7 protein-coding genes are annotated in these 15,151 nt (G+C 36.0%); 2 read left to right on the forward strand and 5 right to left on the reverse strand.

Translation table 11 applies throughout. From position 1 onward, the window contains the following. Window positions 1–282: 282 nt before the first annotated feature. Both GJJ64_RS06365 and GJJ64_RS06370 read right to left on the reverse strand, forming a co-directional pair. Window positions 283–1,596 carry a rhamnogalacturonan acetylesterase gene (locus GJJ64_RS06365; RefSeq protein ID WP_154286840.1) on the reverse strand — a complete coding sequence of 438 codons (1,314 nt, stop codon included), beginning with the start codon at window positions 1,594–1,596 and terminating at the stop codon, window positions 283–285. Further along, complete coding sequence (locus GJJ64_RS06370) at window positions 1,593–4,028, reverse strand: glycoside hydrolase family 95 protein (RefSeq protein WP_154286841.1); 2,436 nt, start codon at window positions 4,026–4,028, stop codon at window positions 1,593–1,595. Before GJJ64_RS06370 ends, GJJ64_RS06365 begins: the two co-directional genes overlap by 4 nt. Before the next feature lie 261 nt (window positions 4,029–4,289). Here GJJ64_RS06370 and GJJ64_RS06375 point away from each other — a divergent pair, with 261 nt between their 5' ends. Further along, complete coding sequence (locus tag GJJ64_RS06375) at window positions 4,290–7,478, forward strand: SusC/RagA family TonB-linked outer membrane protein (protein WP_154286842.1); 3,189 nt, start codon at window positions 4,290–4,292, stop codon at window positions 7,476–7,478. A gap of 10 nt (window positions 7,479–7,488) precedes the next feature. Next, a complete protein-coding gene (locus GJJ64_RS06380) occupies window positions 7,489–9,369 on the forward strand; it encodes a RagB/SusD family nutrient uptake outer membrane protein (RefSeq protein ID WP_154286843.1) in 1,881 nt (626 codons plus the stop codon). Between the two features lie 79 nt (window positions 9,370–9,448). Here the strand turns inward: GJJ64_RS06380 and GJJ64_RS06385 are convergent, their stop codons facing one another. Genes GJJ64_RS06385 through GJJ64_RS06395 form a run of 3 tightly spaced genes read right to left on the reverse strand, consistent with a single transcriptional unit; the run spans window position 9,449 to window position 15,012 of the window. Further along, window positions 9,449–11,368 (reverse strand): glycoside hydrolase family 97 protein, encoded by a 1,920-nt coding sequence (locus GJJ64_RS06385; RefSeq protein ID WP_154286844.1) that lies wholly within the window; start codon window positions 11,366–11,368, stop codon window positions 9,449–9,451. Between the two features lie 2 nt (window positions 11,369–11,370). Continuing rightward, the gene (locus GJJ64_RS06390) at window positions 11,371–13,716 is read right to left on the reverse strand and encodes a beta-galactosidase (RefSeq protein WP_154286845.1); all 2,346 of its coding nucleotides are present in this window, start codon (window positions 13,714–13,716) and stop codon (window positions 11,371–11,373) included. A 15-nt stretch (window positions 13,717–13,731) separates the two neighbouring features. Then, a complete protein-coding gene (locus GJJ64_RS06395) occupies window positions 13,732–15,012 on the reverse strand; it encodes a BNR repeat-containing protein (protein ID WP_154286846.1) in 1,281 nt (426 codons plus the stop codon). Window positions 15,013–15,151 lie beyond the last annotated feature (139 nt).

Raw genomic sequence — 15,151 nt, forward strand, 5'->3', positions numbered from 1 at the left:
TTGTAAAAAAGAATTATAAAAGGTTTACAAACCAATACTTAGTGTATCATACATTAAAATGTTTTAAATAATGTACACTTAAATAAGGCTTACTTTGGCTAAAGTAAAGTTTCATCATGTTTGGCTTTTTTTAGGTTACTATTTGGTTTTTATAACAGTATCATAGCTACTGCTATTGGTTATCATCTAAGGTAGATGAATAAAAAAACACCCGCAACCTGTAGTATCCTGCAAGACAGGCAAACGAATTAAAAAACATGATTATTAGATAAAAATAACCCTTTAATTACCGTCTGGCCTAACTAAATCATTCCTCAAGCTTAAAGGCCAATTCCAGCTATCGGGATGATCTGGTTTGCTAGGATGGTAATTTTTAAAATTCCTGATATACTTCTTTAAGTTTATATCTTGTTTCTTAATTGCTTGAACAATGATTTTGGCAATCTGAAAAGCACCGTAAGTACTAAAGTGTGTATTATCTGCAATGGCTTGGGTTTGCCCTGGATAAGTATTTGCAGCATAGTGTACCAAAGCCTTTTTTGATTGTTCTTCTCCTAATGCTTCGTACAATATTTTTGTTTCTTTATTAAGATCTATCAAAGGGACATTTAAATCTCCAGCTACTTTTCTGGCTGCGTTAGGAAAATCACCTAAAGTTTCTACCACTTTACCTTCTTTATTAAAAGCCCTCCTACTGGTAGAAGTAACAATAATAGGTATGGCATTTTTACTTCGGGCACTGTTTACAAATAACTTCAAACGTTCTGTATAAGATTTATAAGCACCATCATCAATACCTTTATCTTTTTGGTCATTATGTCCAAACTCTATAAATAGATAATCTCCGGGTTTAATAACACTTAAAACTTTTTCTAAACGTTTTGAGCCTAAAAAACTTCCTAAAGTTAAGCCAGACTCGGCATGGTTAGCAATAGCAACACCGGGTTTAAAGAAGTAAGGTATCATCTGCCCCCAGGAAGCCCAAGGCTCGGTATCTTGATTAACCACCGTTGAATTTCCTGCCAAGTAAACAGTTATTTGATCATCAACCGGAGTGATTTCTAAAGCGGCTAAATAGGTTTTACCGTTAAACTCGAGGGTTAATTTATCATCCCAATCTAATTTAGTAAGCTCTCTTTCTTTTAAAGCTACTTTTTTGTCTGGCGTTATGTTTCTGTCTTTGATGTTTACAATAAAGCTTTCATACTTATATTTCCCTTTCGGGATTTTAACATCTTTTAGCATCAGCCTTCTAGACTCTGCTTTTACGGTACTAAGTGCATCACCATGAGGGTTTGCTAAAAGCACTTTTACTTCATAGTTACCTTCTGGTAAATTTACCGAGAAATAAAAAACTTTGTCTGATGAAACTATATCATAATTACCCTTTTTTACCTCGCTAAAAACAGGCTGAGTTTCTAAATCAAAACCAAAAACTGATGCTTTGGTATATTCATCGCCTTGTTTAACATTTTTATAGTCTGCACCTAAATCGGCTTTGCCAAAATCAAATTTATAACTAGGTCTGGCGGCTGGCTGTGCCTGTAAATTCACTGAAATGGCAATAGCTAAAAGTAAAGAACTTAGAATCCTCATATTTTTGTTAGGGTGTATAATTGGTTGCTTTGGGTTTTAAAATTTAGTTGATGATAGGTTTTATTGTTGATGATAATTTGCTTACTAAACTGGCCTGTTTCCTTTAGTTTTAAGGGAACCAAACTTAAAACATTGCAATCTTCGCCTTTGCGAGATAATATTTCTGCTTTTACCAATTCCTTTTGTTGCCAAGACATATTGATAACAAAATTTCCTCTGGCCACAAGCCCTTTTACTTCTCCAACAGGCCAAGCATTTGGTAAGGCAGGCAGTAATTGCACATATTGTAAATGACTTTGCAAAAGCATCTCGGTTATGCCAGAGGTTGCCCCAAAATTTCCATCTATTTGGAATGGCGGATGTGTATCAAAAAGATTATTAAGGGTTGAGTTTTTTAATAGCTCTTGATAAAGTAAATAAGCATGATCTCCGTCTAGCAACCTTGCCCAAAAATTTATTTTCCAAGCTTTACTCCATCCTGTCCCACCATCTCCTCTTACATTTAAAGTTTGTTTTGCAGCATCGGCATATTTACTTGCTAATAAAGGAGATATTTGCCTACCGGGATGCAATCCAAACAAATGTGAAACATGTCTGTGTTGAGGGTCTTCATCCTCCCAATCGCCGTACCACTCCATTAAATTACCCTTTTTACCAATTTGTAATGGATGTAGAAGAGCTTTCTTTTGCTCTAGTCTTTTAATAAGCTCTTCATCAGTCTTTAAAACTTTTGCAGCATCAATAACATTGGTAAATAAATCCCAAATGATTTGTATATCCATTGCTGATGCAATAGTTACTGCCCCTTTATAACCAGCTGGATGCAGGTAAACATTTTCTGGTGATGTTGAGGGCGCTGTTACTAACTCTCCTTTATACTCTACCAGCCAATCCTCACAAAAAGCAGCTGCTGTTTTCATTAATGGATAAGCCACACTTTTTAAGTATTCTTTATCTTTGGTGAACTGATAATGCTCAAATAGATGCTGTGATAACCAGGGGCTACCTAATGACCAGTTGGCCCATTTAGGGTCGCCACCACCTTCACCTACCGGATTAGTTTGAGCCCATAAATCAGAATTATGGTGTAGCACCCAGCCTTTCATTTTATAATAATTTTGCGCTGTTGCTGTTCCGTTTTTTGCCATTAAGCCAATATGATTTATTAATGGCTTTGTAAGTTCAGACAGGTTAGTTATTTCTGCAGGCCAATAATTCATTTGCAGATTGATATTGGTAGTGTAATTACTGCGCCATGATGGTCTTAATAAATGATTCCAAATTCCCTGCAAATTTGCAGGCGGACTGCCAGCTCTAGAGCTAGAAATTAATAGGTATCTACCAAACTGATAATATAAAATCTCTAATCCTATATCTTTCTTTCCGCTTTTATAAAGCGCTAAGCGTTGTTTGGTATCAAAATCAGGCTGAGATTCTCCTTTTAGTGATAAGGACAACCTATTAAAATAAGATTGATAATCTTGCTGATGCACTTTTAGCAAAGTTTGGTAGCTTTTTTTTGCCACTCTATGAATATCATTAGTTACAGCTTGTTTTTCATCTTTACCATCTTTATCTGGGCATTTATCTATCCCGTTAAAAGAGGTTTGTGCTGCTATGATTAGAACTACTTCTGTAGCATTTTTAAAAGTAAGTGTACTATCTTTAGAGCTGATTATACCATCGTTTTTTAGGATTTTAACTCGCCACTCAAAACGCATTCCTTTACAAGCATCATCATCATTAAAAACTATTGGTTTAAGATTTCTGCGTTCATCACTTTCTATTCTTGCTTTACCTTGTAATACCAATTCGTTTTGTTTATTAACAAAGCTTTTATGTTGTAACAGATGAGAATTAGATACACTAAAATTCAGCATTTTAGCTTTATCACTATGTATACGTAAAACCATCACTTGGTCTGGAAAAGAAGAAAACATTTCTCTTGTATAGGTAACTCCATCAAGCTGAAAAGTTGTGGTGGCTAGTGCTTTCTCTATATTTAAAGTTCGTTTATAGTTTTTTACTTCTTTATTTATTTCTTGATGGATGAGTATATCGCCCAAAGGCTGATACATATTGGTATTTGGCCCCTGCATTTTCTTCAATAAAGAAATTGCTTTTGGCACACTATCGGCAAACAAAGCTGAACGTACTTGTGCTAAATAAGGAAAAGCGTTGGGGTTAGGATTTAAATCTACCGGACCACCTGTCCAAAGTGTGGCTTCATTTAATTGTATCAATTCTTTAGATGGATGCCCAAATATCATAGCTCCTAATCTACCATTACCAATAGGCAGAGCTTCATTCCAATCTTTTGCTGGCTCTTTATACCAAAGTTCTAACTTTTCTTTTTCTATAATCTGGGCTTCACTATCACATAAAACAAACAGGATAGCTACCGTTAGCAAATAACGTACAAGATTTTTCATTTGTTGGTTATAATTGGTGTTTGAAAGATAAAAGATAATATTATTTACAGCATCCTGTAGCATCTTGTACAAAATAAAGTTCAGGACACCGCAGGTTGCGCTTCTTTATAGGTATCTATAGTTTAGCAAATATCAATCTAGAAAAACATCATTCATTTTAGCCAATAATACCTTTTAATAATTCTTTACATCTGTATCTATTCGGCTTGGTTTATTTTTTCTGAATTGATTATAACCTTTTGTTAACCAAATTATTTCACTATGAAAATTAAACTCTATTCGCCGCTTTGCAGGTATTTGCAAGGTGTTTTCCTACTCTTTATCCTTATTACTTTAAGCCTCAAAACATTTGCCCAACAGAGTATTAGTGGCCAAGTAAAAGATAATGCCGGCTTAGGTATTCCTGGTGTTTATATATCTGTTAAAAACGGAAAAAACACAACACTAACGGATATTGATGGAAACTTTAAGATTTCTGCTAATGCAGGTGAAACATTGGTTGTAAAATCATTAGGATATACAACCAAAGAAATTTTAGTTACACAAGCTACTAGCAGCTTACAAATTCAGCTAGAAACCAATACCGAAAAATTAACTGAAGTGGTAGTTGTAGGTTATGGTACAGTAACTAAAAAAGAAGCTACCGGAGCTATTGCCCAAGTATCATCCAAACAAATTGAAGAAGTACCGGTACAAAATGCCATACAAGCTTTACAAGGAAGAGCAGCTGGTGTTGATGTAACTTCTAATGCCAGACCCGGAGAATTGGGAAGTATAAGAGTAAGGGGTAACAGATCTTTATTGGCTGGAAACGACCCTTTATATGTTGTTGATGGAATACCGCTTACCGCAGGTGGGATAGACGCTATAAATCCACATGATATTGAAACTATTGATGTTTTAAAAGATGCTGCCTCTACCGCCATATTTGGTTCTAGGGGTGCTAACGGCGTAGTAATGATTACCACAAAAAAAGGTAAAAGTGGTACAGCAAAAATTAATTACAATGTCATAACCAATTTTGATAACATCAATTACCTAGATGAAAATTTTACTGCCGGAGAATATGCAGAATATAGAAGAGATGCTTACCGAGCCTTATCAAACAACCCTAGTTCTGGCTACTCTACCCCTTACCCAAACCCAGTAGAAGATAAACGTATTTTAGGGAACGACCCTAATGCTTGGGAAAACATTGCAAGAGGTTATACTTGGCTAGACAAGGAAAACCTGATTGCACAAACAAGACCTACAACAGCCGCAGAGCAAGCCTTGTGGGGTGTAACCCAAGTACCTATCTATAATGGCGATTTAATTCCTACTACCAATTGGACAGATTATGTAAGCGGAACGGGTATCACCCAAGACCATACTTTAAGCCTAAGTATGGGTTCAGAAAAAATGAATGCTTATGTTTCTGGCGGGTATTTAGACCAAGTTGGCACCAATAACGGACAAGATTATAAAAGATATAACCTTAAAACTAGTTTTGATTTAAAACCTACTACATGGTTTATTTTAGGAGGTTCTATCACAGGAACATGGAGCGTACAAAACTTTGGTTTTATGGGTACTGGTAGCAGAGGCGCAAACGGTATTTATGCTGCTGCACTTGGTATGTTGCCTTTTGCTGTTCCATACGATGCTAATGGGCAATTTATTTACAATCCAGGAGCAGACATCAACATCGTAAACCCTATACAAGAAGATAAATTTGTGATTAACGAAAGAACAAGTTTAAGAGCTTTAGGTAGCCTATATGCCGAGCTAAATTTCTTAAAAGATTTCAAATACAGAATCAACTTCGGACCAGATTTTAGAAACTTCAGAAACGGACAGTTTCAAGACAAGCAATCTCTATTACGAGGTGGAGGTGCCCCTACATCTACCAATTTTGCAAGATTAAGCCAAAACCAAGCTTTTGCATGGACATTAGACAATCTTATTTATTATGATAAAACCATCAACAAGCAACATAAAATAGGCTTAACCTTATTACAAAGTTCTACTTTTAACCGTATTGAGGGCTCTGATATGTCTGCCATAGATTTACCTTATAACAGTCAGTTATGGTATAATTTAGGTTCAACATCGCAAGGGAAATTACAAGGCTGGGGCTCTAATTACAGCAAATACACCTTATCATCTTACATGGCAAGGGTTAATTATTCCTTATCAGATAAATATATCTTAACGGCTTCTGCCAGATGGGATGGCTCATCTGTTTTAGCCGAAGGTAATAAATGGGATTTCTTCCCCTCAGCATCTGTTGCATGGCGAATGGAGCAAGAAAATTTCATCAAAAACATCAATTGGATATCGCAATTAAAACCTCGTTTAGGTATCGGGGTAACCGGAAACTCTTCTGTTGACCCCTACTCTACAGCCGGAGCCATTATTTTAATGCCAATTGTTTTTGGCACTCAAGTTTCTACGGGTTATATCCCATCAGACCCTAAAGCGGCTAACCCAGGCACTTTGCCAAATAGAGAGTTAAGTTGGGAAAAAACCACATCAGTAAACTTGGGTATTGATTTTGGATTTTTAAGAGATCGGATATCAGGAAGTATAGATTTTTATAGAACCACTACTAACGATTTACTATTTAACCGCCCCGTAAATTTAGTAACAGGCTTTACTTCTATTTTCTTTAACACCGGCCAAACCCGTGGTAAAGGTTTAGATTTTAGTGTAAATACTGTAAATATTGATAGCAAAGATTTTAGATGGAACACTACGCTTAACCTTTCATTAAATAATGCAGAAGTTGTTGAAACCGCTTTTGGTAAAGTTAATGATGTAGGGCAAAACCTTTTTATTGGTGAAAATCCATACATTTTTTATGATTACAAAAAGATAGGAATTTGGCAAACTTCTGATGCCGATGAACTTGCAAAATTTAATGCCAATGGTTCTAATTTTAAGCCAGGCGATATACGTGTTGAAGACGTTAATGGTGATTATAAAATTGATGCGATTAATGACAGACAAATTCTAGGTAACCGTTTTGGAACTTGGAATGGAGGTATCACCAATACACTAGCTTACAAAAATTGGAATTTATCTTTCTTTGTTATTGCCCGTGGTGGCTTTTTAATTGAGGGTGGCGCATCTGATTTGCAAGGGCGTTATAACTCTAGAAAAGTTAATTATTGGACACCAGACAACCCAAGTAATGAATACCCTAGAGCCGATTTTGGTAACGGAGGGCAGCCTCTTTTCTATTCTGCTATGAATTATCAGGATGGTACTTTTGTTAAAGTTCGTAATATCTCTTTAGGCTATAATCTTCCTAAAAAAGCTATTCAGCCTTTAAAAATGAGCAATCTAAACATCTATGCTCAAGTATTAAATCCATTCTTATATACTAAAAACGGGTTTATAGACCCTGATATTTTCAGTTCTATCAGTTCTAGAACTTTTGTATTAGGTCTTAATGCTTCATTTTAAAAACATCATCATGAAAAAGATAAAAAACTTAATTATAGCAGGGCTGGCAAGTACAGTTTTAGCTATGCCTGCTTGCAAAAAATTTATAGACGAAGAATTGGTTGCTACCTTAACCAATGATTATTATAACACACCAGACGGAATTGAAAAACTTGTTACCGGTATGTATGATGGTTTAAGATTCCATTTTAACTATGAATGGGCTTATACTACTACCAATTATGGTGTAGATGAGTTTACCAATGGTGGAGGTTTAGACCGAGTTTATATGAACACCTATTCTAGCGTTTTTGACCCCAGGGTAGAAGATATTAATGCTGTTTGGAATAATATGTATGCAAACATCAATACTGCAAATACAGGTATCAGTAAAATTCCGCAGGTTTTTCCGCAAGGTGGTACATTAGCTAATACGCGTTTAGGCGAGTGTTATTTCATGAGGGCTTTTGATTATTTTAAACTGGTAAAGCAATTTGGTGGTGTACCTTTAAAATTAACACCAACAGAGGGCTTACTTACCGAGTTTTCTAGAGCTAGTGCAGAAGAAGTTTATGCGCAGATTATTACAGATTTTAGAAAAGCTATTGATTTATTACCGCCAACAGCTGCACAAACGGGCAGAATTACCAAAGCTGCAGCACAACACTGTTTGGCCAAGACTTATTTGTATAGAGCGAGTGAATTAAATGCTGCTTTTAGTAAAACTACAGATTTAGACAGCGCCATATTTTATGGCAAACAGGTTATAGAAGCTTCTACCCATCGTTTAGCTACAAATTTTGCAGATATTTTTAGATACACCAAAGTAAATGATGTAAATGAAACTAATCCGGAGATTATTTTAGCTGCCCAATTTGATAATAATGATGCCTTAGCCGGTAGGTACGGAAATCAAACACACCTACATTTTTTATCGGTTTACCAAAACCTGCCGGGTATGACAAGAGATTTAATTAATGGTAGAGAGTTTCAGCGATTAAGACCTACCAATTATGCGTTAGATATTTATGATAGAACCAACGATTCTAGGTTTTACAAAAGTTTTAAAACTTCTTACTTAGCTAATAATGCTAACACTTTACCAAGCTGGAGTGCCGCAAACGCCCCTACTCCGGCACAAGTTGGCCAAAGAAAGTTCTTAGTTGGCGATACATCTATTATTTACATTGTTAATGCAGCAAACGACACAAGGTTTACACTGCAAACCATTAACCGCTCTGCTCCATCTTTATATGTAAGATATTATTTAGATAATGGGGTAGTAAAAACCAATTGGAGCTTAAGTCAGTACCCAAGTTTATCAAAATATTTAGACCCTTTTAGAACATCAGTTGCTAGCCAGTTAGGTACTAGAGATGGTATTATAGCCAGAATTGCCGAAACCTATTTAATTGTAGCAGAAGCGTATGGCAGAAAAGAAGATTATGCAAATGCTGTCATCTATATCAATAGGGTAAGAGAAAGAGCCGGCTACGATACTAATGAAACACGTAGCCCAGTTTATTTTAGAGCGCAAAACTTGCCAAATACGGCAGCTGGTTCTACCAAAAATGCGATGCTAATTACAGAAAATGCCTTTGTACCAGGTACTACCGAGGCTGCCAAAGAGCTATATATTTCAGGTGTTAATACCAAGAAAGATGGTTTTGTACATTTCATGTTAAATGAAAGATCAAGAGAATTGATGGGCGAATTTCATCGTTGGGAAGATTTATCTAGAACCAGAACATTGGTGAGCAGAGGTAAGGCTTTTAACCCAGAAGCAGCACCAAACCTAAGCGATAAGTTTTTATTGAGACCAATTCCTCAATCTTTCTTAGATGTTAACGAGAAAGATGGCAGACCCTTAACGCCAGAAGAAAAACAACAACAACAAAATCCGGGTTGGTAATTATCAAAAACCTAGCAAACAAGAAAGGGATTCTCTCTAATCAGAGAATCCCTTTCCTTTTATAATTAAAAGACATTTTTTACAGCTTAATTTCTAAAATAAAACCGCCTTTAGGCTTTATTTTAATATCATAAAACTTGCTAAACTTTAGTTGTTTCTCCTCAAATAAAGAAGTAGATCCATCTGTTATCAAACGCATATTTTTTCCTTTTATGAAAGATAAATCTATGGTTTTAAGCAAATCATCATCACCAGCATTTAAACCGGCAATTAGCCATTTATCTTTTACTTTTCTAGCCATAACAACAAACTTACCCGGATAACCATCTATAAACTTAGTATCTATAAAAGTTGCTGGTAAGCTTTTTAGAAAATCTATTACATAGCTTGGCATTTGTGCCATCCCCTTTGGTGTTTCTGCTAAATGCTGTATACCCGATTGAAAAACAACCGTTGTAGCCAATTCAAATGCGCTTGTTGTAACGCGTTTTATATTTGGTATTTTGTATAAGCTCATGGGTGTAAAGTCCATAGGATCAAATAGATTACGGGTAAACGGAATGGTAGTAGCATGGTAAGGCTCTTCGTTAGCATTTACTTGTTCAAAAGTGATAAATTCCATCCCTTTAATAGATTCCATGGTCATTAAATTAGGCCAAGTACGTTGCCATCCTCGGGGTAAAGTTGCGCCATGACAGTTTACGCTTAAGCCATAATCGGCAGCATCAGCAAAAATATCAAAGTAATATTTTATCATAGATTGTCCATCACCACCAAAAAAATCAACCTTTACTCCTTTTATACCCATTTGTTGAAGTCGGCTAAACTCGGCTCGCCTTACTTCTCTATTTAACAATTTATCTTTAGGAGAGTATTTTACGGTATTCCAGTCTCCGGCAGAATTGTACCATAAAATAAGTCCTACATCTTTGGTTTTAGCATAAGCAGCAAGTTCAGCAATTTTATCGTATCCAATTTTTCTATCCCAATCAGCATCAATTAAACAATAAGCCCATTTCATTGCTGAAGCATAATCAATAAACTGCTTTTGGACATGGTAAACGGTAGAATCATCTTTAAGTAAAACCCAACTCCAAGATGCTACGCCGGGCTTAACAAAATCAAAATTCTTTTTAACAGCTGGCTTTGCTAAATCTGTCCCTAAGGATGACTCTACTAAGTTTTTTAAACTCCCTAAACTAATAATTCGCCAAGGTGTAGTTAAGGGTAAGCTACTGATTGGGTAAACATTTTTGCCCGTAAATTTCTCTCTTTCATCGGGAAAAGTAACGCTATAATTGCCTTGCGGCGATAAATGACTTAAACGAGTTGCGCAATAATTAGTATCTAACCCAGCTTCTGTAACAGAAAACCAGTACTTTTTATATTTAAACAAAGCAGGATAAACCCAACCTGTACCTAAAGTAGAAGGTGTTGCTACTGGTATTTCTTTTTGATAGTACTCTTCATAAGAAGGATTGGTTTTCTCCCATCCAGTTTTAGCCACAGACATAGGTTGCAACCAAGCTTTAGCATCATTAAAGAAATTAAAAGAGCTTGATTCTTGAAGTACAGCCACCGTTTTAAAACCTTGAATTTGAGGGATATGATATTGGAAGGCTACACCATCATTAGATAATCTAAATACAACTTCTAAAGCTACTTGTTGTTTATTTGTAAACGTAAATATTTTCTCGTTTGCCTGATAAACATTGTGTTCTCTTTTACCATTTAGTAATTGATATTGCTCTTTTACTGCTTTAACAGCAGAAACCTTTGATAATATTAACCCTTCGGTTAGATTAGCTTCTTTTAAAACCAACCCTAAAGACGATGCTTCAAGTAATTGTTCTCCATTTTTAAAAACCTTGTAATATGCTTGTCCATGCTCTAAATAAACTTTTATAGCTATAGTTTTATCAGGACTTTCCAAATCATAATTCTGAGCATATAAGCCTACAGAAAATATCATCAATAAACTAAAAAACACATTCCTCATACTTAAAATTTAAAAGGTTCTTGTTTAAGAAAAATTCGATAATCTTTTACCATACCGTTTTGGCTTTTATCAGATCTTGGAAGGTATCTTAAGCTATTAACTTCTACTAACTCTCCTAAATCTATCACAATTTGGTGCGGATGTTTGGGTTTTACGCCAACGGACTGTGTTTGCCAAAAGGTAGATTCTTGCTGGTCGTAAACTTTATCTGCTGCATGGTTAGCCGCAGTAATTTCTTCAGAATCTGCATAAATTACCTTCCATTTTAGGGTTGATAAAGGTTGTCCATCTGCACCTGTAAGTTCTAACTCGGCAATAGAGCTTAAAACATCTTTTTCTTGTTGCGCATTTAAAGCCTCAAAACATAGGTGTCTGGCTTTTATAGTTTTCTCAAACTTTACTTCTTTCCAGCCTGTACCGGCTGTAAAACTTCCAACGGCAATAGGTTTTTCTGCTGCTAAATCTAAATTTTGGTTTTTCTTACGATGAAGCAAAGACTCATCGGGGTTTAGTTGGTCTAAAATAGCTTCTTTTAAACCCGCCAATTTGGTTTCTTTAGGACTATCAACATCTAAAATAATAACTTCGTTTTTACCCTTTTTAAGCCAGGCACCGGGTATAAATAACGTTTGTTGCGGACCAATTTTCCAAAACCTGCCCATATTGTATCCGTTTACCCAAAGCATACCTTTTCCCCAAGTACTTACATCTAAAAAGGTATCTCCTACTTTATCTATTACAAAATATCCTTTATACCACCCAGGAGTTTGAATTTGTTGCGTTTTAAAATTAGCCTTGGTTTGAAATTCATAATCTACCGGAAAATTATAAACCGTCCAATTGGTAAGTATCTTTTTATCATTTCCATGGATGATTTCTACCTTTTCTGTGATGCCTTTTCTATCTATAATAGCTTTACCATAATTTACTCTTCCGGTAGCTTCAACTAAAATATCTAATCTGGTAGTTTTGGATAATGCTGGTATTTCTAAGGTATTATCGCCTCTTCTTCTGTCTAATCTGCCAATAGATTTTCCGTCAATAAACACATTAGCCCAATCATGCAACTCGGTAATTAAAAGTTTTTGCTTGTGAGCTGATGGCTTTAAATAAGTTCTGTATAAAATACGGCCCCAACCTTGGTTAAACATTTCCATAGGTTTTATTTCTTTTGATGGGATGCCTTTGGGAAGATTATCAAAAATTGAAGCTGCTTGGTTTAACTTAAATTCAGGAATTTCTATAATGGGCATAGCTGGCGGAATTTCGCCTAAAGTCTCGCCTTCCTGAAGGTAATTTTTTAATAAATTTCTTACAGCATAAAACTTCTCTGTGGTATTTCCTTGTTCGCCGATAGGCGCATTATAATCGTAAGAAGTTGCCATGGCAGAATAAGGCGGAGCGTTTGCGCCTCCCCACTGACCAAAAGAAGTTCCACCGTGTGCCATGTATAAGCTAAAAGATATTTTTCTATCTAACATATCTTTTAAACTACCTATAAATGAAGCTACTGAGCGTGTTTCATGCGGGCGACCCCAGTGGTCAAACCAACCCGACCAATACTCGCTACACATTAAAGGCGAGTTTGGATATTTCTCTTGAAAAGTTTTAAACTGTTTATCAATATCAGAACCTGCACCAAAATTTAAGGTGGTGGCTACGCCGTCTAACTCGTACTTACTAAAATTTGAAGACCAATCGCATCTAAATAGTTGAACTTTATCAAAACCTGCTGTTCTTAACTCGTCTCTTACAGCTTCCATATAAGGTTGCTCGTTCCCAAAGGCAGCAAATTCATTTTCTACCTGCACCATAATAATGTTTCCACCATTTTGGATTTGTAAAGGAGCCAACTGCTTAGCTACTTCTTTTAAATATTTAGCGGTTCTTTGCATAAAGAAAGCATCTTTTGCAGTGCGTACTTGTATGTCTTGCTTTTTTAAAAGCCACCAAGGTAGGCCGCCCATATCCCACTCGGCACAAGCATAAGGGCCTGGCCTAACAATGCAATACATCCCATTATCTTGAACCAACTTCACAAAAGCTGCAACATCTTTTTGTCCGCTAAAATCAAAAACATCTTGCTCTTGCTCATGTAAATTCCAAAACAGGTAAATACAAATGGTATTCATACCCATGGCTTTACAAAGCTTAATCCGCTGATCCCAATACTCTCTAGGGATTCTTGGAAAATGCAATTCGCCAGCCCTTATTACATAAGGTTTTCCGTTAAGCAAGAAACTTTTATCGCCTGCAATAAAGGTTTGGTTTTGAGAAGTTTGAGCAAAACCAGAAAAGGATAAAAAAACTAAATATAAGCCTATTAAAACGGCACTTATTTTCTTCATGTTCTTGATAAGCTATTATTTTAAATCTACTTGGATAATCTTCACCATTTGAGCCGGCTTATGCTCGGTTTTTTCACCATCGCCCTGCCCGGTTTGCTGCACAAATAGCTGAAGTTTATTTTTTCTTTGCCATAAGGAGGTATCATAAGAAGGTTCCCATTGTTCCTGACTTTCGGCTGAGACATCTTTCACTTGCCATATTCCTTTTTCTATGTCTTTGGTGGTGGCTACAGAAATTTTGCTACCTCTTTCTTCATCTCTAAAAACCAAAGCTATTTGCTTTTTATTCACTACAATCTGAGGTCTGGAAATAGGAATTCTTTTAGTACCTACACCGCTTAAAGTAAAAGGTATTTTCCTTTCTGCTACCTGCTTTATCAGCCATTTTTCACCATTGTAATAGATAATTTGGTATTGCGGAATATTAGAATTTACCGAACGCCAATAGCTGGCGATGTAAGGCATACCGCTTGGACTGGTTGTCATAGATGTGGAGTTTATCAACTCACTTTTTTGCGGTATCAACACAATGGGTGCGGTGTTTTCTATGTTCATAGGGGTAGGATATGCTTTACCTGTTTCAGAAATCCAGGTTTTACCCTCGTCTAAAGATTTCGCATAACTCATATCATGATTGGTAGCTACATCACTTTGCTCTCGCCATACCCAACTGATGTGGAATACCCCACTTTTATCAATACATGCTTGCCAATAGGCATTTCTTTTTCCTTGTCCATCAATTAAATTATCATGAACACGTTCCCATTTTTTTGTTTTGGTATAGTATCGGTTTAAAACCAAATTACCTTTCCCAGAAGCGCCCTCACGGTAAAGAAAAAGTAAATCGCCATTTTTTAAAGCATAAAACTCGGGGTAAGTAGCTTTTTGCTCATTACGGCCAATCATAACCATTTCTGCTCCAAGTTCTAAAGCGCCTGGCGCTATGCTTCTAGCATATCTTAATTTACTAGCGTGTTGATCCCAAGAGACATGTAAGTAACCATCCCCATCTATCATGATACTGATACTGTTATGTGCATCTTTTATGTTTCCACGATATTGGCTTTGCCTAACTTCCCATTTGTTGGTATGAAGTTTACGTTTAGCTAAAACCAGATAACCAGCATCATTATAATAAGAAGTGTATTGCCAATTTTTATGACTGATAACCGAGTTCTTTCTGAATACAACGGTATTTACGCTATTACCTGCCCAGCCTAAACCAACATCAGAAACCTGAGCCGTTGCTAGTTTGCAGCAAACGGTAAATAAAATGATAAGCTTTTTTAGCTTCATATAATTTAAAAGATTACCATCAAATTATTAGAATGCTAATATTTTAGGTAAGTAAGTTTTAATGAGATGAACCTATTAATTGGATGTTCTAATATGAATAAAATTAGTTAAAAAAGCATCCTGCCTTGTCCTGCTTATT

The sequence above is a fragment of the Pedobacter puniceum genome, assembly GCF_009674685.1.
GTDB lineage: Bacteria > Bacteroidota > Bacteroidia > Sphingobacteriales > Sphingobacteriaceae > Pseudopedobacter > Pseudopedobacter puniceum.

Bases quoted from the DNA above. Each gene is read 5' to 3' on its own strand.
- GJJ64_RS06380 (WP_154286843.1), top strand. From the start codon at position 7,489: ATGAAAAAGATAAAAAACTTAATTATAGCAGGGCTGGCAAGTACAGTT.
- GJJ64_RS06390 (WP_154286845.1), bottom strand. From the start codon at position 13,716: ATGAAGAAAATAAGTGCCGTTTTAATAGGCTTATATTTAGTTTTTTTA.
- GJJ64_RS06365 (WP_154286840.1), bottom strand. From the start codon at position 1,596: ATGAGGATTCTAAGTTCTTTACTTTTAGCTATTGCCATTTCAGTGAAT.
- GJJ64_RS06375 (WP_154286842.1), top strand. From the start codon at position 4,290: ATGAAAATTAAACTCTATTCGCCGCTTTGCAGGTATTTGCAAGGTGTT.
- GJJ64_RS06385 (WP_154286844.1), bottom strand. From the start codon at position 11,368: ATGAGGAATGTGTTTTTTAGTTTATTGATGATATTTTCTGTAGGCTTA.
- GJJ64_RS06370 (WP_154286841.1), bottom strand. From the start codon at position 4,028: ATGAAAAATCTTGTACGTTATTTGCTAACGGTAGCTATCCTGTTTGTT.
- GJJ64_RS06395 (WP_154286846.1), bottom strand. From the start codon at position 15,012: ATGAAGCTAAAAAAGCTTATCATTTTATTTACCGTTTGCTGCAAACTA.